Source organism: Nocardioides ganghwensis (genome assembly GCF_014779655.1).
Taxonomy (GTDB): Bacteria; Actinomycetota; Actinomycetes; order Propionibacteriales; family Nocardioidaceae; genus Nocardioides; species Nocardioides ganghwensis.
Map to the genome: position 1 here is coordinate 115256 of NZ_JACXYX010000008.1, position 23790 is coordinate 139045.

The 23790-nt window shown below is 71.6% G+C and carries 24 protein-coding genes; 4 read left to right on the forward strand and 20 right to left on the reverse strand.

Going from position 1 to position 23790, the window contains the following annotated elements:
- Positions 1–8 precede the first annotated feature (8 nt).
- Positions 9–944, reverse strand: coding sequence for a 5'-3' exonuclease (locus IEZ24_RS11425; RefSeq protein WP_129453991.1), 936 nt, complete (start codon positions 942–944; stop codon positions 9–11).
- Between the two features lie 61 nt (positions 945–1005).
- On the opposite strand from IEZ24_RS11425, the gene IEZ24_RS11430 reads away from it, so the two are divergent.
- Positions 1006–1632 (forward strand): hypothetical protein, encoded by a 627-nt coding sequence (locus tag IEZ24_RS11430; RefSeq protein WP_129453990.1) that lies wholly within the window; start codon positions 1006–1008, stop codon positions 1630–1632.
- Here the strand turns inward: IEZ24_RS11430 and IEZ24_RS11435 are convergent.
- The 9 genes from IEZ24_RS11435 to pafA form a co-directional block, all read right to left on the reverse strand.
- The gene (locus tag IEZ24_RS11435; RefSeq protein ID WP_129453989.1) at positions 1611–4415 is read right to left on the reverse strand and encodes a DEAD/DEAH box helicase; all 2805 of its coding nucleotides are present in this window, start codon (positions 4413–4415) and stop codon (positions 1611–1613) included. The genes IEZ24_RS11430 and IEZ24_RS11435 overlap by 22 nt on opposite strands.
- Entirely contained in the window at positions 4412–5329 is a 918-nt protein-coding gene (locus tag IEZ24_RS11440) for a YegS/Rv2252/BmrU family lipid kinase (protein WP_129453988.1), read from the reverse strand. Before IEZ24_RS11440 ends, IEZ24_RS11435 begins: the two co-directional genes overlap by 4 nt.
- Before the next feature lie 63 nt (positions 5330–5392).
- Positions 5393–5788: a hypothetical protein gene (locus IEZ24_RS11445; protein WP_129453987.1), complete on the reverse strand. Its 396-nt coding sequence runs from the start codon at positions 5786–5788 to the stop codon at positions 5393–5395.
- A 46-nt stretch (positions 5789–5834) separates the two neighbouring features.
- Complete coding sequence (gene tatC, locus IEZ24_RS11450; RefSeq protein ID WP_242498406.1) at positions 5835–6671, reverse strand: twin-arginine translocase subunit TatC; 837 nt, start codon at positions 6669–6671, stop codon at positions 5835–5837.
- Positions 6672–6690: 19 nt separating this feature from the next.
- On the reverse strand, positions 6691–6975 hold the full coding sequence (locus IEZ24_RS22350) for a Sec-independent protein translocase subunit TatA (RefSeq protein WP_129453986.1): 285 nt from the start codon (positions 6973–6975) through the stop codon (positions 6691–6693).
- A 53-nt stretch (positions 6976–7028) separates the two neighbouring features.
- Positions 7029–8018 carry a helix-turn-helix transcriptional regulator gene (locus IEZ24_RS11460; protein ID WP_129453985.1) on the reverse strand — a complete coding sequence of 330 codons (990 nt, stop codon included), beginning with the start codon at positions 8016–8018 and terminating at the stop codon, positions 7029–7031.
- Complete coding sequence (locus tag IEZ24_RS11465) at positions 8015–8998, reverse strand: helix-turn-helix transcriptional regulator (protein WP_129453984.1); 984 nt, start codon at positions 8996–8998, stop codon at positions 8015–8017. The genes IEZ24_RS11460 and IEZ24_RS11465 overlap by 4 nt, the downstream gene beginning before the upstream one ends.
- 41 nt (positions 8999–9039) lie before the next feature.
- Complete coding sequence (locus tag IEZ24_RS22355; protein WP_129453983.1) at positions 9040–9993, reverse strand: FKBP-type peptidyl-prolyl cis-trans isomerase; 954 nt, start codon at positions 9991–9993, stop codon at positions 9040–9042.
- A 100-nt stretch (positions 9994–10093) separates the two neighbouring features.
- Positions 10094–11455 (reverse strand): Pup--protein ligase, encoded by a 1362-nt coding sequence (pafA, locus tag IEZ24_RS11475; protein ID WP_129453982.1) that lies wholly within the window; start codon positions 11453–11455, stop codon positions 10094–10096.
- 304 nt (positions 11456–11759) lie between these two features.
- Between pafA and IEZ24_RS11480 the strand changes: the two genes are divergently transcribed.
- On the forward strand, positions 11760–11993 hold the full coding sequence (locus IEZ24_RS11480; protein WP_129453981.1) for a hypothetical protein: 234 nt from the start codon (positions 11760–11762) through the stop codon (positions 11991–11993).
- 138 nt (positions 11994–12131) lie between these two features.
- Here the strand turns inward: IEZ24_RS11480 and prcA are convergent, their stop codons facing one another.
- From prcA to dop, 4 genes are all read right to left on the reverse strand, one after another.
- A complete protein-coding gene (gene prcA, locus IEZ24_RS11485; protein ID WP_397190750.1) occupies positions 12132–13172 on the reverse strand; it encodes a proteasome subunit alpha in 1041 nt (346 codons plus the stop codon).
- Positions 13173–13193: 21 nt separating this feature from the next.
- Positions 13194–14024 (reverse strand): proteasome subunit beta, encoded by an 831-nt coding sequence (prcB, locus tag IEZ24_RS11490; protein ID WP_129453980.1) that lies wholly within the window; start codon positions 14022–14024, stop codon positions 13194–13196.
- Positions 14025–14029: 5 nt separating this feature from the next.
- Positions 14030–14227: a ubiquitin-like protein Pup gene (locus IEZ24_RS11495; protein WP_129453979.1), complete on the reverse strand. Its 198-nt coding sequence runs from the start codon at positions 14225–14227 to the stop codon at positions 14030–14032.
- Between the two features lie 69 nt (positions 14228–14296).
- A complete protein-coding gene (gene dop, locus IEZ24_RS11500; protein WP_129453978.1) occupies positions 14297–15817 on the reverse strand; it encodes a depupylase/deamidase Dop in 1521 nt (506 codons plus the stop codon).
- Positions 15818–15820: 3 nt separating this feature from the next.
- Between dop and IEZ24_RS11505 the strand changes: the two genes are divergently transcribed.
- On the forward strand, positions 15821–16444 hold the full coding sequence (locus IEZ24_RS11505; RefSeq protein ID WP_129453977.1) for a class I SAM-dependent methyltransferase: 624 nt from the start codon (positions 15821–15823) through the stop codon (positions 16442–16444).
- Between the two features lie 147 nt (positions 16445–16591).
- Here IEZ24_RS11505 and IEZ24_RS11510 read toward each other — a convergent pair whose 3' ends face one another.
- From IEZ24_RS11510 to IEZ24_RS11530, 5 genes are all read right to left on the reverse strand, one after another.
- Positions 16592–16939 carry a hypothetical protein gene (locus IEZ24_RS11510; protein WP_129453976.1) on the reverse strand — a complete coding sequence of 116 codons (348 nt, stop codon included), beginning with the start codon at positions 16937–16939 and terminating at the stop codon, positions 16592–16594.
- Positions 16940–16946: 7 nt separating this feature from the next.
- Entirely contained in the window at positions 16947–18692 is a 1746-nt protein-coding gene (gene arc, locus IEZ24_RS11515; RefSeq protein WP_129453975.1) for a proteasome ATPase, read from the reverse strand.
- Between the two features lie 116 nt (positions 18693–18808).
- Entirely contained in the window at positions 18809–19348 is a 540-nt protein-coding gene (locus IEZ24_RS11520; protein ID WP_129453974.1) for a GrpB family protein, read from the reverse strand.
- On the reverse strand, positions 19345–20307 hold the full coding sequence (locus IEZ24_RS11525) for a tRNA (adenine-N1)-methyltransferase (RefSeq protein ID WP_129453973.1): 963 nt from the start codon (positions 20305–20307) through the stop codon (positions 19345–19347). Before IEZ24_RS11525 ends, IEZ24_RS11520 begins: the two co-directional genes overlap by 4 nt.
- Positions 20308–20355: 48 nt before the next feature.
- Complete coding sequence (locus IEZ24_RS11530; protein WP_242498405.1) at positions 20356–21525, reverse strand: site-2 protease family protein; 1170 nt, start codon at positions 21523–21525, stop codon at positions 20356–20358.
- 90 nt (positions 21526–21615) lie between these two features.
- Here IEZ24_RS11530 and IEZ24_RS11535 point away from each other — a divergent pair, with 90 nt between their 5' ends.
- On the forward strand, positions 21616–22533 hold the full coding sequence (locus tag IEZ24_RS11535; RefSeq protein ID WP_129453972.1) for a RecB family exonuclease: 918 nt from the start codon (positions 21616–21618) through the stop codon (positions 22531–22533).
- Between the two features lie 143 nt (positions 22534–22676).
- Here the strand turns inward: IEZ24_RS11535 and IEZ24_RS11540 are convergent, their stop codons facing one another.
- Positions 22677–23738 (reverse strand): IS110 family RNA-guided transposase, encoded by a 1062-nt coding sequence (locus IEZ24_RS11540; RefSeq protein WP_165356002.1) that lies wholly within the window; start codon positions 23736–23738, stop codon positions 22677–22679.
- Positions 23739–23790 lie beyond the last annotated feature (52 nt).

Genomic DNA, 23790 nt, shown 5'->3' on the forward strand with positions numbered 1-23790 from the left:
GACGCACCCTAGTCCGAGCCGGACAGTGCCTGCACGAGTCTCACGGCGGACGAGCCGAGTCCCCAGCGCTCGTCCAGCGCCACCACCGCGTCGTGGTCCGCGGGCGTGCGCGGGCGGGCGAGGTCGGGCGACCCGAGGTCGAGGTCGCGGCGCACGGCGACCACGCGGGGAGCGACAGCAAGGTAGTCGGACGCGGCCTTGATCTTGCCGCGAGGCCCCGGGCCCATGTCGGAGTCGGGGTCCTGCGCGGCCTCGACGATCGCGTCGATCGTGCCGAACCGGTTGAGCAGGGTCGCCGCCGTCTTGTCGCCCACCCCGGCGACGCCCGGCAGGCCGTCCGAGGCGTCGCCGCGCAGCGTCGCGAGATCGGCGTACTGGCCGGCGTCGACGCCGTACTTTCCCCGCACCCAGGCGTTGTCGACGCGCTCGTGCCTGCTCACGCCCCGAGCGACGTAGAGCACCCGCACCGAGGCGTCGTCGTCGACGAGCTGGAACAGGTCGCGGTCCCCGGTGACGATGTCGACCGGCATCCCGGCGTCGGTCGCGAGGGTGCCGATGACGTCGTCGGCCTCCATCTCGGGATGGCCCACGACCGGGATGCCGTAGGCCTCCAGCACCGACAGGATCACCGGCACCTGCGCCTCGAGGGGGTCGGGCACCTCCTCGACGTCGGGCCGTGGACCGGGCACCTCCCGGACCACCCGGTGCGCCTTGTAGGACGGGATCAGGTCGACGCGCCACTGCGGTCGCCAGTCGTCGTCCCAGCAGCAGGCCAGATGGGTGGGGTCGTACTCCCCCACCAGGCGGCTGATGAAGTCCATCAACCCGCGCACCGCGTTGACCGGAGTGCCGTCCGGGGCCTTCACCGAGTCGGGGACGCCGAAGAACGCCCGGAAGTAGAGCGATGCGGTGTCGAGCAGCAGGAGGCGGTCACCGGTGGCCATGCCGAGAGCCTTCCACATGGGTTCCGCTGCGCGGGTGCGCGACGTGCGTGATCATGGCCGCGTGGACGACCCGGGCACCTTCTCGAGCGAGCTGGTGCTGCGTGCCGGCTGGTGGCGGCAGTTCGTGCAGGAGGCCGTCGCGGTGGCCTGGTCGGCCGGCACCGTCGTGGCGAGCTGGATCGTCTGGGCGCGGTGGGAGCGTGCCGTGGAGCTCCTGGTGATCGCTGTCCTGCTGAGCGCATGGTGCCTGTACGCCGGCGCGAGCTGGGTGCGACGGGGCCTGCGGCGGCTGCGGCTGTTCCGCAGCGGGATCCCCACGCTCGTGCTCGACGACCTGGGCGCGCGGGTGCGTCACCCGTTCGGCAACCTGGATGGCGCGTACCTGGCATGGACCGAGTGCGCTGCCGTCGTGGTGAGCCGGCCCCCGACGGCCGGGCGGGTGCCCGACTCCTTCCGCGCGTACGTCGAGCTCGTGCCGCTCGCACCCGACCGGGTAGAGGGCACTCCGTCGCGAGCGGACCAGCGGACCGGGATCCTCGACCGATCACCCGCGGACGTGCGGATGGTGTGGCTGGAGCTCACCGGCGTGGGACGCACCGCCGCCGAGGCCGCGGAGTGGATCCGCGCGCGGCGTCCCGGCCTCACCGTCGTCGACTCGCTCGGCGGTCAGTCCGCGAGGACGGAGTAGGCGATCACGCCGCGCTTGAGCAGCCTGGCCGTGGTGCGCGCGGTGTCGCGCAGCTCCCTGTCCCCGGCCGCGTCCGCCACCTGGCCGCACAGGTCGAGCAGCTGCTTCATCCAGCGGACGAAGTCGCCGGCGGAGAGCCCGGTGACCATCAGGACGTCGTCGAGGTCGTCGCCCTCGGCCCACCGCCAGGCCGCCCAGGCGAACCCGAGGTCGGGCTCGCGGAGGAAGTCGAGCTTGTGGTCGTGCTCGAGTGCGTCGAGCTGCCCCCACAGCCGGACCAGCTCGCCCAGCACCGGGCGGACCCGGCCGCCCGGCATCTTGGGTGACGACGCGTCGTCGGCGCGCCGCGCCTCGAAGACGAGCGCGGAGAGCACGGCCGCGAGCTCCGAGGGCGCCAGCTCGTCGAAGAGCCCGGCCCGGATCGCCTCGGCGGCGACGAGGTCCATGTCGGTGTAGATGCGCCGCAGGTGCGAGCCCTTCTCGGTGACCGTGTCGCCCTCGAGGTAGTCGAGCGCGGTGAGCACGTCACAGACCCGGTCGAAGGTGCGCGCCACCGTGTTGGTGCGGTTCTCGACGCGCCGCTTGAGCGTCTCGGTGTCGCGCTGGAGCTTGAAGTAGCGCTCGGCCCAGCGGGCGTGGTCCTCGCGCTCGGGGCACTGGTGGCAGGGGTGGGCCTTGAGGTCGGCGCGGAGCCGTCCGATCTCGCGGTCGATGGGGCTGTCGCTGAAGGACTCCCGCTGCTTCGTGCGCCGGGGGTCGGGCGCGTCGAACGAGTCGGCCCGCGACCGGAGGGCGTTGGCGAGCTCGCGCCTCTGCCCGGGGTTGCGGCCGTTGAACGACTTGGGGATCCGCAGCCGTCCGATCGACTCGACGGGGACCGGGAAGTCCATCATCGCGAGGCGGCGCGCCTGGCGGTCCGCGGTGACGACGTAGGGCCGCGGCTCGTCGCCCGACGTGCCCGGGTCGATGACCACGGCGAGGCCGCTGAACTTCCCCGCCGGCACCAGGATGACGTCGCCCGGACGCAGCCTGCCCAGGGAGGCGGCGGCCTCGCCCCGCCGGTCCTGGCGTCGCTCGCGCGCGGCGCCCTTCTCCAGGTCGGAGATGCGGCGCCGCAGGTCGGCGTACTCCATGAAGTCGCCGACGTGGCACGTCGCCGCCTCCCGGTAGCCCTCGAGCGCCTCCTCGGCCTTGTGCACCTGGCGGGCGAGCCCGACGACGGCCTTGTCGGCCTGGAACTGGGCGAAGGACTGCTCCAGCAGCTCGCGCGAGCGGGCCCGGCCGAACTGGTGCACGAGGTTGACGGCCATGTTGTAGGACGGCCGGAAGGACGAGCGGAGCGGATAGGTGCGCGTCGAGGCGAGGCCGGCGACCTCGCGGGGGTTCATCCCGGGCTGGTAGAGCACGACGCCGTGGCCCTCGATGTCGAGGCCGCGGCGTCCGGCCCGACCGGTCAGCTGGGTGTACTCCCCCGGCGTCAGGTCGGCATGGGTCTCGCCGTTCCACTTCGACAGCTTCTCGATGACGACCGTGCGGGCGGGCATGTTGATGCCGAGCGCGAGGGTCTCGGTGGCGAAGACGACCTTGACCAGCCCCTCCTGGAAGAGCTCCTCGACCACCTGCTTGAACGCCGGGAGCAGGCCGGCGTGGTGGGCGGCGATGCCGCGGGTGAGCCCGTCGAGGAACTCGTGGTAGCCGAGGACGTGCAGGTCCTCCTCGGGCAGCGTCCGCGAGGCCTCCTCGACGCGGGCGAAGATCTCGTCGCGCTCGGCGGCCGTGGTCAGGCGGGTGTTGGCCTGGACGAGCTGGGTGACCGCGGCGTCGCAGCCGGCCCGGCTGAAGATGAAGACGATGGCGGGCAGGAGGCCCTCGCGGTCGAGGCGGTCGACGACCTCGACGCGGCTCGGGATCCACACGCGGCGCCCGTTGCCGACGGCGCGGGGGTTCTTGGACGAGCCCGGCTTGCCCTTGCGGGGCGAGCGCCGGTCGCGCATCAGGCGCGAGCTGGCCCAGTCGTCGCGGGCGATGCGGGTCAGCTCGTCGTTGACCGGCGCTCCCTCCTTGACGAAGCCCGCGCTCGCGTCGACGTCGGAGGAGGCGAAGAGGTCGAGCAGGCGCCGGCCCACCATGACGTGCTGGAACAGCGGGACGGGACGCTTCTCCTCGAGGATCGTGGTGGTCTCCCCCCGCACCGTGGCCAGCCACTCGCCGAACTCCTCGGCGTTGGACACCGTCGCCGACAGCGACACCAGCGTGACGGACTCCGGCAGGTGGATGATCACCTCCTCCCAGACCGCGCCGCGCATCCGGTCGGCGAGGTAGTGGACCTCGTCCATCACCACGTAGCCGAGGCCGAGAAGCGTGCGGGAGCCGGCGTAGAGCATGTTGCGCAGCACCTCGGTGGTCATCACCACCACCGGGGCCTCGCCGTTGACGACGTTGTCGCCGGTGAGCAGGCCGACGTTGTCGGCGCCGTAGCGCCTCACCAGGTCGTGGTACTTCTGGTTGGACAGCGCCTTGATCGGGGTCGTGTAGAACGCCTTGCGCCCGGTCTGCAGCGCCAGGTGGATGGCGAACTCGCCGACGATGGTCTTGCCGGAGCCGGTCGGAGCGGCGACGAGGACCCCGCGACCGTCCTCGATCTCGCGGCAGGCGCGGACCTGGAAGTCGTCGAGCTCGAAGCCGTAGAGCCCGGCGAAGTCCTTGAGCATCGGGTAGGGCTTGTCGCGCTGGAACGACGCGTAGCGCTCGGCCGGCGACAGCTCCTCGTCAGGGCTGCTCATGCGATCACCTCCAGGGCTCCGGGGACGCACTCCACGGTGAGCGGCAGCGGGCCGAAGCGCTCGCCGTCGGCGTACGCCACGATGCCGGGCGCTGCGATCGTCACCGATCGCACCCGCCGGTGGACGTACTCCTGGACACCGTCGATGCGGCCGGTGAAGAGCCGTGGGTAGGAGCGCACCAGCTTGGGCTTGGTCATCCGGGTGATGACCACGACGTCGAGCAGACCGTCGTCGAGCAGGGCGCCCTCGGTGATCCGCAGGCCGCCGCCGAACGAGGGGCCGTTGCCGACCGCGACGAGCATCGCCTCGTGCTCGATCGTCTCGGACCCGGACCCGCTGTCGAGCTGCAGGGTGTAGTGGATGGGGCGGAACGTGCGCAGCTCGGCGAGCGTGGCGAGGTTGTAGCGCATCTGGCCGCGCGGCCAGGTCATCGCGTTGGCGCGCTCGTTGACGATGGCGTCGAAGCCGGCGGCGAGGACCGTGACGAACCACCGGTCGCCGCTGCGGGCGAGGTCGATCGTACGCCGGCGCGAGGCGATGATGCGGTCCGCGGCGGCGACGGGGTCGGTGCGCGGGAGGCCGAGGTAGCGGGCGACGTCGTTGCCGGTGCCGCTGGGGATGAGGCCGAGCGGCACACCGGTGCCGGCGACCGCCTGCACGCCGAGGTGGACCAGGCCGTCCCCGCCACACACCACCAGCGCCTCCACGCCGTCGGCGACGCAGGCGCGGGCGAGGTCGGCGGCCTCGTCGGCGTCGCGACCCTCGAGGTTGCGCACCACGAACCCGCTCTCGCGGAGCCTCAGCAGTGCCGCGTCGCGGTGCCGGGCCCCCTTGCCCCTGCCTGCCGTCGGGTTGGTCAGCAGTGCGATCTCTCGCCCACGCACAGGGTGGTCGGGCGCAGCCGGGTGGTGCATGGCGCGACCCTATCCCCCGGCACCGACCGCGCCCCGGCGACCGGCCGCCCTCGGCGGTTCGGGTCAGCCCAGCCGCAGCAGCGCGGCGTAGCGCTCGGCACGGGCGCCCACCGCGCGGGCGAGACGTCCCAGCGCGTCGAGGACGAGCTCGGGGCCGAACCGCGTGCCCGGGACCGCCAGGACGAGGCGGGAGTCGAGCTCACCGACCACGACCTGCCCGTGCCGCCACGCCTGGTGGACCCGCAGGCGGGTCTCGTCGTCGACGACGGGGGCGGGATAGGCGTCGTCGACGGCGAGGAGGTCGCACTCGATCGTCAGGTCGGCGTCGGGGTCGGCCGTCAGGCGTCCGCGCACCAGGTGGCCGGTGCTCAGGCCGGCGTCCGCCCGCCAGACGACGTCGTGGGTGCCGAGCCACTCAGGCAGGTCGAACGGATCGACGTCGATGATCGCAGCCTGCATGGGTCCACCCTGTCAGACCGGCGTCGACGGTCAGGCGCGGAGGCGCTCAGATGGAGGACAGCTCGTCGGGGCTCAGGCCGGCGTTGGGGTTGCGCCGCGCTCGACGCCGGTCGTTGAACCGCGCGATCGCCTCGGAGGCGAAGAACAGCAGCACCATCGGCACCGCCATGAGGGTCATGGTGAAGGGGTCGGCCGAGGGCGTGGCCACGGCGGCGAAGATGAAGGTGCCGATGACGATCCACGGCCGGTAGGCCTTCAGCGAGGCGCCCTTGACGACGCCCGCGAAGTTGAGCAGGACGACGAACACGGGGATGTTGAAGGCCAGGCCGAACACGAACAGGGTCCGCGTGAAGAACTGCAGGTAGTCGTTGAAGTCGATGAGGTTGGTGACCCCGTCGGGGTTGAACCCGATCAGGACCTCCAGTGCGACCGGCAGCGTGAGGTAGCCGAGGGCGATGCCGGCGAGGAACAGCGGCCCGGCGACGGCGACGAAGATCCGGCTCATCTTCCGCTCCTGGGCGTAGAGCCCGGGCAGCACGAAGGCCCAGATCTGGTAGAGCCAGTAGGGCGCCGTGACGATCGCGGCCGCGAAGCCGCACAGCGTCAGCCAGAGCAGCAGGCCGGCCCCGGCACCACTGGTCGTGGCGGTGGTGGTGCCCTCGGGCAGCTTGGCCCGCGCGTCGTCGTACGGACCGTAGACGAGGTCCAGCAGCGCGTGCCGGAAGACGAGTGCGACCGCCAGGGCGATCACGAACACCAGCAGGCAGCGCAGCAGTCGCGCGCGGAACTCGCGGAAGTGGTCCGCGAGGGCCATCCGTCCGTCGGGGCCGACGACATCAGGCGACGGCCCCTTGAACAGGCCGACGAGACCGGCGATCCTCACGCTCGTCGCGGCTGTCGGATCAGGCGGTGGTGTCGTCGCGACGCTCGCGGAGCACCTCGCCCGAGGTGTCGCTGCGGGCGTCGCCGGCAGCCTGCTCCCGAGTCTCGATCTCGCGCTGCTCCGGGGTCTTCTGGTCGTCGTCCTCGTCGCGCAGGCCCTTGGTCTCCGTCTTGAAGATGCGCAGCGCCTGGCCCGAGCTGCGGGCGAGGTCGGGGAGCTTGGCGGCACCGAACACGAGCACGACGATCGCCAGGATCACCAGCCACTCGAGACCCTGCGGCATGCCGATCATGGGATTGAACATGGGCGTCACTCCGTCATTCCTGGGGGTTGGGGTGGGCGGTGCTTCGGTGGTCGCTACGAGTCTACGCCGTCGTCGTCGTAGCGGCTGAGCGCCGCGCGTGCGGCGGCCGTGAAGGACTCGGCGTACGCGTCGGGCGCCAGCAGCGTGGCGTGCGGGGCCAGGCGCAGCAGGAGCGAGGTCACCCACTCCTCGCTGGCCACCTCGAGGTCGACGTCGACGGTGTCGTCGGGGCCGGGACGCTGGCCGGTGACCGGGTAGTACTCGACGACCCAGCGCGCCGGCGGCGCGAGCCGGAGCGTGACCGTGGTGGTCTCCGCGTCGGTGAACCACCCGCCCGTGAGGTCGCGGGCCCTGGCGCCGGGGTCGGCGACCGGGGTGTCCAGCTCCGTGGCGGCGAGGATGCGGTCCACCCGGAACGCGCGGTCGCCACCGGCCGTGTGGCACCAGGCGTCGAGGTAGAGCAGGTCCTCGACCCGGGCCAGTCCGCGCGGGTCGACGACCCGCGTCGACTGCCGGTCGCGCGAAGGGACGTGGTAGGTGATCTCGACCTGGTGGCCGTGCGCGATCGCCGACTCGAGCACCGGCACGACGGCGCTGGTCTCGAGCGGGGTCGGAGTCACGTGCAGGCGCAGGAGCTCCTCACCGTCCTGCCCGGCGGCCTCCTCGAGCTTGGCCAGCGTGCGCGCGATGACCTCGCGGGCCTCGGCCGGGGCGGTGTCGACCATCGTGCGGAGCGCCACGACCAGCGCCGTCGCCTCGGCCGGCGAGAAGCGTACGGGGCGCGCGAGGTAGTCGGCGTTGTCGACCCGGATGACGCGGTCGCCCTCCAGCGCATCGAGGTCAACCTCGATGAGGTCGCCGGGCAGGCCCGGGGAGAGCCCCGTCATGAAGAGCAGCCGGAGGTCCCGCTCGATCTGCTCGGCGTCGGTGTCGAAGTGGGCCGCCGCGTCGTCGAGACGCACCTCCCCGCGCGCGAGGAGGTAGGGCACGAGCGCGAGCAGGCGAGCGACCTGGTCGGGGGCGGTGTCGGCCTGGTTGGTCATCGGTCCTCCCCCGCCGCGGCGACGACGGCGCGCAGCCGGGCCACCACGTCGTCGCGCAGGGACTCGGGAGCCTCGACCACGACGTCGGGGCCGTAGGTCAGGACCTCGTCGGAGAGCTCGTGGACGGTGCCCTCGACCACGACGGCGTCCCAGCCGGGGCGCTCCGCGATCGGGGCGACGGACTCGGCCCTGCGCCGCAGGCCGATGCCGGTGCCCTGGCGGACCCGGACCCGGGCGCGTACGGACGGGAACGACGGCGAGAGCCGCCGGGCGACGGCACGCACGTCCGTGCCGGGCGGCACGTCGTACGCCCCGGAGCGGCCCGTGGCGCGCACCGGTCCGACGATGCGGGACAGGCGGAAGACGCGCTCCGCCCCGCGGTCGACGTCGAGGCCGACGACGTACCAGCGTCCCGACGAGCGGGCCAGCCCCCACGGTTGCAGCCGGCGGGTGGTGGGCGCCGTCTCGTCGGCCCGCTGGTAGGGGAAGCTGACCTGGCGCCGCTTGCCGACGGCGTCCCAGAGCGGCTCGAAGGCCGGCTCGTCGGCGGTGATCGCCGGAGCCACGACCTCCAGGCGGGACGGGTCGATCTCGACCCCTTGGCCCTTGAGCTTGGCCAGCGCGCGTCCCGTCGCCTTCGCGAGCGTGGCGTGCTGCCAGACCTGCGCGGCGAGGCCCAGCACCGCGGCCTCGTCGGACTCGAAGCGGATCTCGGGCAGCGAGGTCTGCTCGGTGGGGATGCGGTAGCCGATCTCGTCGTCGAAGAACGCGTCGGCGCTGCCGACCTCGATCACGGCGCCGATCTGGCGCAGCGCGTCCTTGTCGCGCTCGAAGGCGCGCTCGAACGCCTCGTCACCCGCAGGTCCGCGGGCGTGCTCGGGATAGCACGCCTCGCGGATCGCGTCCTTGCCGATGAAGCGCTTCGCGCCGAGCAGCAGGATGTGCAGGTTCATCAGCCGCTCTGCCCGTGGCTGGACCATGCGCTCTCCCCTGCCTCTCCCCGTGCGTCCGACCGGTCAGCTCACTTGGCGCCGAGGATGTCGACGACGAAGAACAGCGTGTCGGTGCCCTTGATGCCGGCCTGCTCGTTGCCCTGCTTGCCGTAGCCGTCGGCCGGCGGGATCTCGAGGATCACCCGCGAGCCGACCGTACGCCCGACCAGGCGCTCGTCCCAGCCCGTGATGACCTGGCCCACACCGATCGGGAACTCGGCGGGCTCACCGCTGTAGGACTCGTCGAACGGCTCGTCGGCCTTGTAGACCTGGCCGAGGTAGTCGACCGTGAGGGTCTGGCCGGACTTCACCTTGGCGCCGTCGCCCTTGACCAGGGTGGTGGCGATCAGCTTGCCGGTCGGCTCGTGGGCGGTGCTGAAGTCGAGGCCGGTGATGACACCGTCCTCCTCGATGAGGGTGGGCGCCCAGCCCGCGGGCTTCTTCTCCTCGCCCTGCGGACCGTCGAGCGGCGGCACGGTCTCGGCGGTGCCCATGATGTCGATGATGAACAGCACCGCGTCCTTGTTGCCGATGCCGATGCTGGGGTTGCCCTGCTCGCCGTAGGCGTCCTCCGCGGACGTCAGGACGACGACGCGCTCGCCGACCTTGTGGTCGACCAGCGAGTCGCGGATCGGGGCCAGCGTCTCGTCCGTGACCTCGATCGACTCGGGCGCGCCGTCGAAGGTGCTGGTCGCCTCCTCCTGGGTGAACCCGTTGCCGATCCAGAGGTGCGCGGAGACGGTGTCGCCGTCGGCGACGGTCTCGCCGTCGCCTTCGATGAGGACCTCGGTCTCCTCCTCGGACCCGTCGAGGCGACCGTCGAAGGTGACCTTGGGCTCCTCGCCCTGCTTGCCATCGATGGTGACCGAGCTGAGCGGCGCGCCGCCCTCGTCGGCGTCGCTGGATTCGGAGCCGCACGCGGCGAGTCCGAGCATGCTGAGGGCGAGGACACCGCTGAGGGCAGCGGAACGTACACGAGACACTGGTTCACCTTGTTCGATCGGTCGGCGTTGCCCGGTCACCCTATCCAGCAACCCCCACCCGTCCGGGCACGACACCGGCTGACGAGGGACCCGGCGCGGCTCACATGCCGTCGATGAGTCGCTGCACCCGCTCGTCGTAGGCCTTGAACGGGTCCTTGCAGAGCACCGTGCGCTGCGCCTGGTCGTTGAGCTTGAGGTGCACCCAGTCGACGGTGAAGTCACGCCGTCGCTCCTGCGCGCGCCGGATGAACTCGCCGCGCAGGCGCGCGCGGGTGTTCTGCGGAGGGACGCTCTTGGCCTCGAAGATCTTGAGGTCGCTGCTGACGCGGGCGACCGCACCGCGCTTCTCGAGCAGGTAGTAGAGCCCGCGGCCGCGGTGGATGTCGTGGTAGGCGAGGTCGAGCTGCGCGATGCGCGCGTCGCCCAGCGACAGGCCGTGCTTGGCGCGGTAGCGCTCGATGAGCTTGAGCTTGATGACCCAGTCGATCTCGCGGTCGACCAGGCCGAGGTCGTCGGACTCGACGGCCTTGAGCCCGCGCTCCCACAGGTCGAGGGCGCGCTCGATGGTCGGGGTGGAGATCTGACGGCGGTCGACGAAGTCGCGGGCCTTGCCGAGGTACTCGGCCTGGATCTCCAGCGCGCTCGCCTCGCGTCCGTTGGCCAGGCGCACCTTGCGGCGACCGGTCGGGTCGTGGCTGATCTCGCGGATGGCGCGGATGGGGTTCTCCATCGTGAGGTCGCGCATCACCACGCCCTCCTCGATCATCCGCAGGACGAGGTCGCACGACGCCACCTTGAGCAGGGTCGTGGTCTCGCTCATGTTGGAGTCGCCGACGATGACGTGCAGCCGGCGGAACCGCTCGGCGTCGGCGTGCGGCTCGTCACGGGTGTTGATGATCGGGCGGCTGCGCGTGGTGGCGCTGCTGACGCCCTCCCAGATGTGCTCGGCGCGCTGGCTCACGCTGTAGGACGCGCCGCGCGGCGTCATCACGACCTTGCCGGCCCCGACGACGATCTGGCGCGTCACCAGGAACGGGATGAGGATGTCGGCCAGCCGGCTGAACTCCCCCGCCCGGCCGACGAGGTAGTTCTCGTGGCAGCCGTAGGAGTTCCCGGCGGAGTCGGTGTTGTTCTTGAACAGGTAGATGTCGCCGGCGATGCCCTCCTCGTGCAGGCGCGCCTCGGCGTCGAGGAGCAGCCCCTCGAGGATCCGTTCCCCCGCCTTGTCGTGCGTGACGAGGTCGACGATGTCGTCGCACTCGGGGGTGGCGTACTCCGGGTGGCTGCCGACGTCGAGGTAGAGCCGGGCGCCGTTGCGGAGGAAGACGTTGGACGAGCGACCCCAGCTGACGACCTTGCGGAACAGGTAGCGCGCGACCTCGTCGGGACTCAGGCGGCGCTGCCCCTTGAACGTGCACGTGACGCCGTACTCGTTCTCGATGCCGAAGATCCGCCGGTCCATGTCCCCACACTAGGACCGGGGACCACGTCCCGCGCGGCACTCCGCACCGAAACTTGGCGAACCCGCCCGGGTTGCCGCCCGACGCCACGCTTGACGGGGCCGTCCCGGGCGGGTGAGCGTTCCTCCATGGGACCCCGCCACCTCGTCGCGACGGTCCTGGTCGAGCCGGGCACCGTGGAGGACCTCGAGCTGAGGGTGATGACCGACGACCTGTGGCTGTGGCCGGTGAGGACGGCGCCCGTGGTGGTCGACGGGGCGAGGCTGGAGTTCCAGCTCCGCCGACGCCTGGTCGAGCAGCGGCGCGGTGCGTGGGACGAGGCAGCCGACTTGGACCCCGACATGGATCGGCTTCGGTGCCGCGTGGCACGAGTTCGGACCGGACGGCGACGTACGCCCGTCGGGGCCGCTCCCCTGGGCCGCGCACCAGCGGCTGTGGTGTGCGCTGGACGAGTTCGGTCCGCTCGTGCGCTACCGGCGGCGGCTCACCGGGATCCCGACGGTGCCCACGGCCGAGTGGCCGGGGCTCCACCTCCGCTGAGCGGTCCGGGGACGGTCTCGCGCCGCCCGGGGACTCCCCGCTCGAGCGGGGAGTCCGCCACTTCGAGGGGTGTACGACCCCCTCGAAGTGTCGGACTTCCCCACCCAGCAGGCGGATCCGCAGGCGGGACGCGAACGGTCAGGTCTGGCCGGGCTCCGCGGGCGGCGGTGTGCCGGGGCCCGGCGGGCGCCCCGGCTGGGGTGCCGGGGGCTGGGGTGCCGGCGGGGACGGCTCGCCGGGGGCGGCCGGGTCGGTTGGCTCGGCCGGTCGGTCGGGGGGCGGGGCCACCGGGGGCGCGACGGGAGGAGCCACCGGCGGCGCCGTGGGTGGCGAGCCCGGCTCCCCGGTGACCGGGTCCTCGAGGGGCGGTGTCGCCCCCGAGACCTGGTCGGTCGGGTCGCTCGGATCGTCCTGGCCGGAGTGACGCGGCCCCGACCCGGCGAGGGCGTCCTCCGGGGACGCCTCGTCGGCGCGCTCGTCCCCGCGGGCCCCGAGGACCTCGGCGAGCCGCGCCGCGCGCAGCCTCAGGAACTTGCGCGGCTGCGTACGGGTGCGGTCCAGGACGGCGACCTCGAGGTCGCGGACCGGGATCACCCGGTCCTCGGAGTCGCTGTGGCCGAGGGCGGCGACGGCGACCCGCAGGGCCTCGTCGAGCGAGGCCCCGGCGACGTAGTGCTCGGCCAGGTGACCGGCCACGACGTCGGCTGCGCCGCCCATGACGGCGTAGCCGTGCTCGTCGGCGACCTGGCCGTCGTAGGTGAGGCGGTAGAGCTGGTCGTCCTCGGGGGCGTCGCCGATCTCGGCGACGAAGATCTCGACCTCGTAGGGCTTCTCACCGCCGGAGGAGAAGATCGTGCCGAGCGTCTGGGCGTAGGCGTTGGCGAGGCCGCGACCGGTGACGTCGCGCCGGTCGTAGGCGTAGCCGCGCATGTCGGCGAGGCGTACGCCTGCGATGCGCAGGTTCTCGAACTCGTTGTAGCGACCGACCGCCGCGAAGGCGATCCGGTCGTAGATCTCGCTGACCTTGTGCAGCGCCTGGGACGGGTTCTCCGAGACGAACAGGATGCCGTCGGCGTACTGGACCGCGACCACCGAGCGCCCGCGGGCGATGCCCTTGCGCGCGAAGTCGGCCCGGTCCTTCATCAGCTGCTCAGGTGAGACGTAGAACGGCATGCTCATGTGAGTGACTCCTGCGTCGGATCAGGTCAGGGCCGCGGCGGGGCCGTCGGGGCGCTCCATGCGGGAGGCCAGGATGCGGTCGGCGATCGCGGCCACCTCGTCGTCGGGCATCCTGCGTCCGCCGTCGGCGGTGATCACGTGGACGACCGGGAAGATCCGGCGGGTGATGTCGGGTCCGCCGGTGGCGGAGTCGTCGTCGGCGGCGTCGTAGAGCGCCTGCACGATGGCGGTGACCGCCTCCTCGACGTCGAAGTCGTCGCGGTAGAGCTTCTTGAGCGAGCCGCGGGCGAACAGCGAGCCGGAGCCCACCGAGTGGAAGGCGGTCTCCTCGTAGCGGCCGCCGGTCACGTCGTAGCTGAAGATCCGGCCCTGGTCGGCGGTGAGGTCGTAGCCGGCGAAGAGCGGCACCACCGCGAGGCCCTGCATGGCCATGCCGAGGTTGGCGCGGATGAGCGCCGCGAGCCGGTTGGCCTTGCCGTCCATCGACAACGTGGTGCCCTCGATCTTCTCGTAGTGCTCGAGCTCGGTCTGGAAGAGCCGCACCATCTCGACCGCGAGCCCGGCGGTGCCGGCTATGCCGACCACGGAGTACTCGTCGGCGGGGAAGACCTTCTGGATGTCGCGCTGGGCGATGATGTTGCCCATCGTGGCGCGACGGTCGCCCGCCATCACGACGCCGCCGTCGAAGGTCGCCGCGACGATCGTCGTGCCGTGCGGGGCCAGGTCGCCGGCGGCACCGGCGGGCACGGCTCGGCGGGAGGGGAGCAGGTCGGGGGCCTCGGCGCCGAGGAAGTCGGCGAAGCTGGAGGTGCCGGGCGTCATGAACGACGTGGGGAGGCGGGAGTCTCCCATGCGGACTACTCCCCGCCCTTCTGGATGAACGACTTCACGAAGTCCTCGGCGTTGGTCTCGAGCACCTCGTCGATCTCGTCGAGGATGGCGTCGACGTCCTCGTCGATCATCTCCTTGCGCTCGGCGACGTCGGTCTCGACGACCTCCTCGGTCGCCGTCTCCTCCTGCGAGGACTTGCGCGGCTGCTTCTGCTCCTGGGCCATGCCACGACCCTATCCACTCCCGCCGACGCCACAAGGACGTTCACCGTCGGCGGACGGGTGTTTCCTCGGTCAGCGGGTGATCGCCGCGACCAGCGCCTGGGCGGTGTCGCAGCGGTCGATCAGCTCGCCGACGTGGGCGCGGGTGCCCCGGAGCGGGTCGATGGTCGGCACCCGCTGGAGCGACTCGCGGCCGGGGAGGTCGAAGATGACCGAGTCCCACGATGCCGCGGCGACCGCGTCGGCGTACTTGTCGAGGCAGCGCCCGCGGAAGTAGGCGCGCGTGTCGACCGGCGGGTCGTGCATGGCCGCCTCGATGGTGGCGTCGTCGAGGAGCCGCTCGATCCGCCCGGCGGCGGCGAGGCGGTGGTAGAGACCCTTGTCGGGGCGTACGTCGGCGTACTGCAGGTCGATGAGGTGCAGCTTGGCGTCGTCCCACCCGAGGCCGTCGCGGTCGCGGTACTGCTGGAGCAGCTTGAGCTTGGCGACCCAGTCGAGCTCGGTCGCGCACTCCATCGGGTCCCGCTCGAGCCGGGTCAGCACCGACTCCCACCGCGCCAGCACGTCGACCGTCTGGTCGTCGGCGTCGGAGCCGTAGCGGTCCTCGACGTACTTGCGGGCGAGGTCGAGGTACTCCAGCTGCAGCTGCACGGCGGTCAGGCGTCGCCCGTCGCGGAGCGTGACGAGGTGCCGCAGGGTCGGGTCGTGGGAGACGTCGCGCAGCGCCTTGACCGCCCCCTCGACGCTCAGGTCGCGGTCGATGAAGCCGTCCTCGATCATGGCGAGCACGAGGGCGGTGGTGCCCGACTTGAGGTAGATCGACACCTCGGCCAGGTTGGCGTCGCCCAGGATCACGTGGAGGCGGCGGTAGACCGCGGGATCGGCGTGCGGCTCGTCGCGGGTGTTGATGATCGGACGCTTGAGCGTCGTCTCGAGGCCGACCTCGACCTCGAAGTAGTCGGAGCGCTGGCTGATCTGGAAGCCGCGGTCGGCCGTGGTGTCCCGGCCGTCCTGCCCGATGCCGACCCGGCCGGCACCGGTGACCACCTGCCGCGAGACGAAGAACGGGGTCAGGTGGCGCACGATCTCGGCGAACTGGGTCGAGCGCCGCATCAGGTAGTTCTCGTGGGCGCCGTAGGAGGCACCCTTGTTGTCGGTGTTGTTCTTGTAGAGCAGGATCGGCGTGCTTCCCGGCACCTGGGCGGCCATCCGCGAGGCGTCCAGCATCACCTGCTCCCCCGCCTTCTCCCACCGCACCACGTCGAGGGGCGTGGTCACCTCGGGCGAGGAGTACTCGGGGTGGGCGTGGTCGACGTAGAGGCGGGCGCCGTTGGTGAGGATGACGTTGGCCAGGCCGAGGTCCTCGTCGGTCAGCTGGCTCGGGTCCGCGATCTGGCGGGCCATGTCGAAGCCGCGGGCGTCGCGCAGCGGCGACTCCTCCTCGAAGTCCCAGCGGGCCCGCCGGGCGCGTGCGGTCGAGCTGGCGTAGGCGTTGACGATCTGCGAGGACGCGACCATCGGGTTGGCCGACGGCTGTCCCTGCACCGAGATCCCGTACTCGACCTCCGTGCCCATCACGCGGCGTACGCTCATGTGATGAGCCTACGGGTGTGGGACGAGCGGGTGCTGCCACGGCTGGCCGACATGAGCCTGCGCGGCCGCGAGATCGGCGAGCTGCGCGAGCCCACGTGCGCGGGCCTGGTCGGGCGGGTGCTGGAGCTCGGGTTCGGCAGCGGGCTCAACGTCCGCTGGTACCCACCGGCCGTGACGTCGGTGACCGCGATCGAGCCGTCCGACGCGGGGTGGTCGATCTCGGCGAGGCGACGCGCACGCACCCGCGTGCCGATCGAGCGGGCCGGTCTCGACGGCCAGCGCGTCGACCTGCCGGACGACTCGCACGACAGCGCGCTGGTGACCTTCAGCCTCTGCACGATCCCCGACCCGCTCCTCGCGCTGCGGGAGGCTCGGCGGGTGGTGCGCGACGGCGGCCGGCTGCACGTGCTCGAGCACGGAGTGGCGCCCGAGGAGTCCGTACGCCGCTGGCAGCGCCGGCTCGAACCGCTCCAGCGCGCCGTCGCCGGGGGCTGCCACCTCACGCGCGACATCCCGGCCCTCGTCGAGGGCGCGGGATGGCGCGTGCAGGAGCTGGAGCAGGCCTACCTCCCCGGGCCGGGCATCGCACGGCCGTGGACGTACGGCTACCGGCTGGTGGCCGGCTGAAGGTGGTGGTCGGTCAGCGTCCGCGACGGAGGAACCCGGCGAGGAAGAGCACGATGACGACGATGACGACGATGATCAGAATGGTTCGCATCTGCTCAACCTAGTGCCCCGAGGGCCGCTGGCAACCCCTCCCGAGGGGTGTCGCGGCTAGGGGTTGCGGGACTGCCAGGCGTGGGCGAGGTTCACGCCGACGATGCCGGCCAGGGTGACGAGCAGGGCGAGGAACTGGCCGTTGACGCCCAGCGCGATGCTGATCGGGATGAACGCCACCAGTGAGACGATGCCGAGCGCGAGCTGTCGTCCGCCCGCGTCGCCGACGGCCGACGTACGCCGCTGTGCCAGCGCGACCTGGTCGGCCACCCGGCGGTCCACGGCCCGCTCGATGCGCTCGGCGAAGCCCTCCACCAGCTCGGCGTCGTATCGGGCGCCGAGCTCGCGCCTGGCCTCCAGCGCGGCCTCGATGTCGCGGTGGCCCAGGTCCTCCTCCCGGCTCACCGGCGCCTCACAGGTACTGGCCGGTGTTGGACACCGTGTCGATCGAGCGGCCGGGCTCGGTGCCCTGCTTGCCGGTGATGAGCGTGCGGATGAACACGATGCGCTCGCCCTTCTTGCCCGAGATCCGCGCCCAGTCGTCCGGGTTGGTCGTGTTGGGCAGGTCCTCGTTCTCCTTGAACTCGTCGACGCACGCCTGGAGCATGTGCTGGACGCGGAGACCCCGCTGGGCGGGGTTGAGGTCGCTGTCGAGGAAGTCCTTGATGGCCATCTTCTTGGCGCGGTCGACGATGTTCTGGATCATCGCGCCGGAGTTGAAGTCCTTGAAGTAGAGGACCTCCTTGTCGCCGTTGGCGTAGGTGACCTCGAGGAAGCGGTTCTCCTCCGACTCGGTGTACATCCGCTCGACCGTCGCGCGGATCATCGCGTTGACGGTCGCCGTGCGGTCCTGGCCGAACTCGGCCAGGTCGTCGGCGTGCAGCGGCAGGGTCGGGGTGAGGTACTTGGAGAAGATGTCGCGGGCCGACTCCGCGTCGGGGCGCTCGATCTTGATCTTCACGTCGAGGCGTCCCGGTCGCAGGATGGCGGGGTCGATCATGTCCTCGCGGTTGGAGGCACCGATCACGAGCACGTTCTCCAGCGCCTCGACGCCGTCGATCTCGCTGAGCAGCTGGGGCACGATCGTGTTCTCGACGTCGGAGGACACACCGGACCCGCGGGTGCGGAACAGCGAGTCCATCTCGTCGAAGAACACGATGACCGGGGTGCCGAGCGAGGCCTTCTCGCGGGCCCGCTGGAAGACCAGGCGGATGTGGCGCTCGGTCTCGCCGACGTATTTGTTGAGCAGCTCGGGGCCCTTGATGTTGAGGAAGTAGGACTTCCCGGAGGCTCCGGTCCGCTCGGCGACCTTCTTGGCCAGCGAGTTGGCGACCGCCTTGGCGATCAGCGTCTTGCCGCAGCCGGGCGGGCCGTAGAGCAGTACGCCCTTGGGCGGCTTGAGCTCGTGGTCCTTGAAGAGCTCGGGGTGGAGGTAGGGCAGCTCGACGGCGTCGCGGATCGCGTCGATCTGGGTGGCGAGGCCGCCGATCTGGGTGTAGTCGATGTCGGGCACCTCCTCCAGGACGAGCTCCTCCACCTCGGACTTGGGCACGACCTCGTAGACGTAGCCCGCGCGCGTGTCGAGCAGCAGCGAGTCGCCCGCGCGGATGGTGACGTCCTCGGCGCACAGCGGCTCGGCGAGGCGTACGACGCGCTCCTCGTCGGCGTTGGCGATGACCAGCGCCCGCTCTCCGTCGGCGAGGATCTCCTTGAGCATCACGACCTCGCCGACCTGCTCGAAGTCGAGGGCGGCGACCACGTTGAGCGCCTCGTTGAGCATGACCTCCTGGCCGCGCACGAGGGCGTCGAGCTCGACCGCCGGGCTCACGCTGACCCGCAGCTTGCGGCCCCCGGTGAACACGTCGACCGAGTCGTCGTCGTTGCGGGCGAGGAAGGTGCCGAAGCCGGCCGGGGGCTGCGCCAGCCGGTCGACCTCCTCCTTCAGCGTCGTGATCTGGTCGCGCGCGTCGCGCAGCGTCTGCGCGAGTCGCTCGTTCTGACCGGAGACCGCTGCCAGCGATCGCTGCGCGTCGGCCAGGCGGCTCTCCAGGCCGCGGGCGTGGCCGGGCGCGTCGTCGAGGCGGCGGCGCAGGTCGGTGACCTCTGCCTCCAGGTAGCGCACCTGGGTGGCAAGTTGCTCGCGTGTCGGCTCAGACATCTCGCACCTCCTGTCCCATGACACTACCCATGGATCCATGGGACGGAAGTGGTTATCTCGCCGTGTCGATCACCGTTTGGCAACGACGCGTTCGCGGCCCGGACCGCGGGGGTTCGTCAGCCGGCGTCGTTGAGCCGGCGGATCGCCGCGAGCTCCTCGTCGCTGAGCTCGCCCGACGCCTCGAGCACCTCCTGCAGCACCGCCGACTTGCCGGCGATGTAGGTGTCGATGTCCATGCCGGGGTCGGCGGCGAGCGCACGCTTGACCGAGTCGTACGCCTCGCGCAGGTCGGCGCGCCGCCGCAGCACGTCGCGCACGGCGAGGTGGTTGCGCACGTTCGCGGTGCCCGCCGTGCACACGTAGACGTTGCGCCTCGGCCCGTCGGGAGCGTGGAACGCCTCGCGTCCGGTCACCCCGAGGTCGCCGCGGTGGACGTAGCCGACCGACTCCAGCGCGGCCACGGCCGCCGGCACGTCCTCCGGCTCGACGATGACGTCGACGTCGAGGACCGGCTTGGCCGCCAGGCCCGGTACGGAGGTGGACCCGACGTGCTCGACGCGCGCGGACCGTACGTCGGCGAGGGCGCGGGTGAGGACGGCGGCGACCTCCTCGTACTGCTCGGCCCAGCGCGGCGACCAGTCGACGACCTCGATCACGCGTCGGCGTCGGGCTGCTCGAGCGGCGGCACGTCCGCCGGACGAGGTCCGGTGTAGTCGGGTCCGTACGCACCGGGCGCGGGGCGTCGCGTCTTGCGCGGCGGCCTCTCCCCCGGTGCCATCCGCCTCGCGGTGACGAGGAACGCCGTGTGGCCGATCATCTTGTGGCCGGGCCGCACGGCCAGGCCCTCGACGTGCCAGTCGCGCACCAGCGACTCCCACGGCTGCGGCTCGGTGAAGCCACCGTGGGTGCGCAGCGTCTCCACGACGCGCGACAGCTGGGTGGTGGTGGCGACGTAGGCGCAGACGATGCCGCCGGGCACCAGCGCGTCGGCGACGACGTCGACGCAGTTCCACGGGTCGAGCATGTCGAGGATGATCCGGTCGACCTGCGTGCCCAGCGCCGGCAGGCCCTCCTTGAGGTCGCCGAGCCGGAGGTCCCACGCGGGGTGGGTGCTGCCCTCGGGTGCGGAGAAGAACTGGTGGACGTTGCGGCGGGCCACGTCGGCGAACTCCTCACGGAGCTCGAACGACGTCAGCCGCCCCCACGGGCCGACGGCGCGCAGGAGCGAGCAGGTCAGTGCGCCGGAGCCCGCGCCCGCCTCGACGACGCGTGCGCCGGGGTAGATGTCGGCCAGGGCGACGATCTGCGCGGCGTCCTTGGGGTAGACGACGGCGGCACCGCGGGGCATCGAGACCACGAACTCGTTGAGGAGCGGGCGGAACACGAGGTACTGGCCGCCGGCCGAGGACGTGACGGTGAACCCCTCGTCGCGACCGATCATCTCGTCGTGGTCGAGGTGGCCCTTGTTGGAGAAGAACCTCTTGCCGGCGACGAGCTCGAAGTTGTGCTTGCGGCCCTTCTGGTCGGTGAGTCGCACCCACTCCCCCTCGCGCAGGGGGCCGCGGTGGACGCCGGACCAGGCCTCGGCGGGGACGTCGGGAGAAGGCTCGGACATGGCGCGAACCCTAGTCCGCGGAAGCCCGATCCACTCAGCCGACGAGGCTCACCGCCGGGCGTTCTCGCGGAAGGCGCGGTCCACGTCGGCGGTCGACAGCACGCCGTAGATCGTCCCGTCGGCCTCGACGAGGAGGTACTCCTCCGCAGGCCGGCGGCTGATGGCGAGGATCAGGTCCTCCCCGGCCACTGTTGCGGGCAGCGTCAACCCCTGCTCGAGCTTGCGGGCGACGGTCGAGACCGCCACCCACGGTCGGCGGTCCGCCGGCATCGCGGTGACCGCGGCCTCGCTCACGATTCCTGCGGGCGAGCCGTCGGTGGCGACGGTGACGATGCTGCCGGCCGCGGCCTCCTGGGCGCGGCGTACGGCCTCCGCGAGCGGCAGGTCCTCGGGGACGGTGAGCGTACGGCGCGCGAGCGGGCGCGCGACCAGGGCGGGAAGCCGCTCGCGGATCCGGGCGTGGGCCATGGCGGCCGTGGCGCCGGTCCAGAGGAAGAGTCCGAGGATGAAGACCAGGACGAGGTCGAGGATCGTCGGCTGCTGCCCGGTGACCGGCTCCATCACCACGGGCCACGCGAGGAGCGCGAGCGCGGTGATCCGCCCGCCCCAGCCGGCGACGATGCTGCCGCGGTGCTGGTTGCCGGACGCGCCCCACACGGCGGCCTTGAGGACGCGGCCGCCGTCGAGCGGGAGGCCGGGGACGAGGTTGAGCGCACCGATGATGAGGTTGGCGCCGGCGAGGCCCCCCAGCGCGAGCCGCACGAGGCCGTCGGGGACCACCAACCAGAGCGCACCGGCGGCCAGGCCGACCGCGATGGACGTCAGCGGGCCCACGACGGCGATCCAGAACTCGTGGCGCGGACGTCTGGACTGTCCGTCGATCTCGGTCATGCCGCCGAGGAAGTGCAGGGTGATGGAGTTGACGCCGTAGCCCAGGCGCTGGGCCACGACCGCGTGGGAGGCCTCGTGGAGGAGGACGGAGAGGTAGAGGACGACCGCGAAGACGAAGCCGGCGACGTACTTCCAGAACCCCAGGCCGGGCTGGGCGTCCTCGATGCGCGGGGCGAAGGTGAGCGAGATCAGCACGGCGACGATGAACCACGAGCTCGTGACCAGCACGTCGATGCCGGCGATCGAGCCGATCCGGAGGGTGCCCGGAGCGCGCTGCGGAGGGCGCGAGGGACCCTCGGCGGGGGCTGGATCGGTGGGGTCGGGCACATCTCAACCCTAACGAACCGCGCCCACAGCGGCCGCGGCCAGGAGCGGCACCCGGGCGGTGTCGTACGGCTCACCTAGGGTGACGGCGTCATGTCGATCTCCCCTCTAGAACCCGCCGCCCCCGCTCCTGTCCCGTCCCCGGCCGAGCGGGTCTCGACCCCGGTCGACGGCGTCGACGTGCTCGGCGCGCTGTCACCGAGCCGCGCGGGCGACTTCATGACCTGCCCCCTGATGTACCGCTACCGCACGATCGACCGCCTGCCCGAGGCCCCCTCCCCCGACGCCGCGCGGGGCACGCTGGTGCACAAGGTGCTCGAGGACCTCTTCGACCTGCCGGCCCCGGAGCGTACGCCCGAGCGCGCCGCCGACATGCTCGCGCCCGCGTGGGACGCGATCCTCGAGGTCGAGCCCGCCCTGGCCGAGATGTTCGGCGACGACGGTCCCGACGTCGCGGCCTGGATGGCCTCGTGCCGCACCGTGCTCGAGCGCTACTTCGACCTCGAGGACCCGCGGCGCCTCGAGCCGGCCGAGCGCGAGGTCTACGTCGAGTCGCTCCTGGAGTCCAGGCTGCTCCTGCGGGGTTTCGTCGACCGGATCGACGTGGCCCCGGACGGGCGCATCCGCATCACCGACTACAAGAGCGGCCGCAGCCCTGCCGAGGGGTTCGAGGCCAAGGCCCTGTTCCAGATGAGGTTCTACGCCCTGGTCGTCTGGCGCCTGCGCGGGATCGTGCCGTCGGTGCTGCAGCTGATCTACCTCGGCAACGGCGAGATCGTCCGCTACGAGCCCGACGAGCAGGACCTGCTCGCGACCGAGCGAAAGGTCGAGGCGCTCTGGCGCGCCATCACGCTCGCCCAGGCGACCGGCGACTGGCGACCGCGCCCGTCGCGGCTGTGCGACTGGTGCTCGTTCCACGAGTACTGCCCCACCAAGGGCGGCACCGTCCCGCCTCTGCCCGAGCCGGCGGTGCCCGTCGTGGACGCCTCGGTCGACGAGTCGGCGGACTGACCCTGCGTTTGCTCGGCCGTCGCTCGTCCGTCGGTCGGCTGTCGCTCGTCCGGCCCTGCTGCGTCATACGAACCCGCACCCATACGTACGCCTCCGCATGACGTGGCCCGCACGCGGGGGCCGAGCGACGCTCCTATGGTTCGTCAAGCAGTGGCGGGCCCGCTTTCGAGTAGGCGGTAGAGGTCGCGGGCGACGTAGCGGGCAAGGCAGCGTTTGATCTCTCGGCCGGTCTTGCCTTCGGCGGTGCGGCGAGCGACGTAGTCCCGGGTGGCTTGCTGGTACTGGATTCGGCTCTGGACGACGGTGTGCAGTGCGTTGTTGAGCTGACGGTCGCCGTAGCGGTTGAGCCGAAACCGGGTGGTGATCTGGCCACTGTTGGCCGGGATCGGTGCCACGCCGGCGAGCATCGCGAACGCAGCCTCGGAATGGATACGGCCGGGGTGGGACCAGGCGCACAACACCGTCGCTGCCACGATCGGTCCGACACCGAACTCCTCGAGCAGCTCCGGACGCCAGCTACGGATGATGGCCACCATCTGCTTCTGCAGCTCCCGTGCCTCTTTCAGCATCGCGTGCGCGCGACGAGCCAAGGTCCGCAGCGCCACCACGGTGCTGGTCGTCTCGGTGTCCCAGGAGGCGTGCACTCGCAGGTTCGCGGCGGTGTTGAGCATCGCGGCCAGCTTCTGGCCGCGGAACCTGGCCCGGATGGGTTCGGGTGCGGCGATGACCAGGCTGAAGACCTGCTGCTGGGCCTCGGTGGAGGCACTGATCGCGGAACGGCGAGCAGCCAAGAGCACCGACAGGGCTTGGCGTTCGCCCCCGCTACGGGGAGTTCCCAACCGCGGTCGCGCCATCGCTTCACGTGCCGCGCGGATCGCGTCGAGCGGATCGGACTTCGCGCCGTTGCGACGCGCGGCGCGCTTCGGTCGGTCCAGCTCGATGACGATCTCCGAGGACTCCAGCAGGTGCCGGCTCAGGCCGGCGCCGTGACCACCGGTGCCTTCGATCGCCCACGCTCGTAGCGTCGCGTGGTTGTTGGCGAACTCCACCAGTTCGCCATAGCCCTGGGCTGTTGCATCGACGGTGATCTCGTCGAGGACACCACCAGTCGCGGTGTCGATTACGGCCGCAGAGTGGGTGTGGACGTGGGTGTCGACGCCGATGACGACATCGACCACCTCGCGTAGATCGGTCAGACTGTTCATGCGTTCTCTCCTTCGCCGGACGGGACGTGGTTCCGGTCCGGGACGGAGGCTC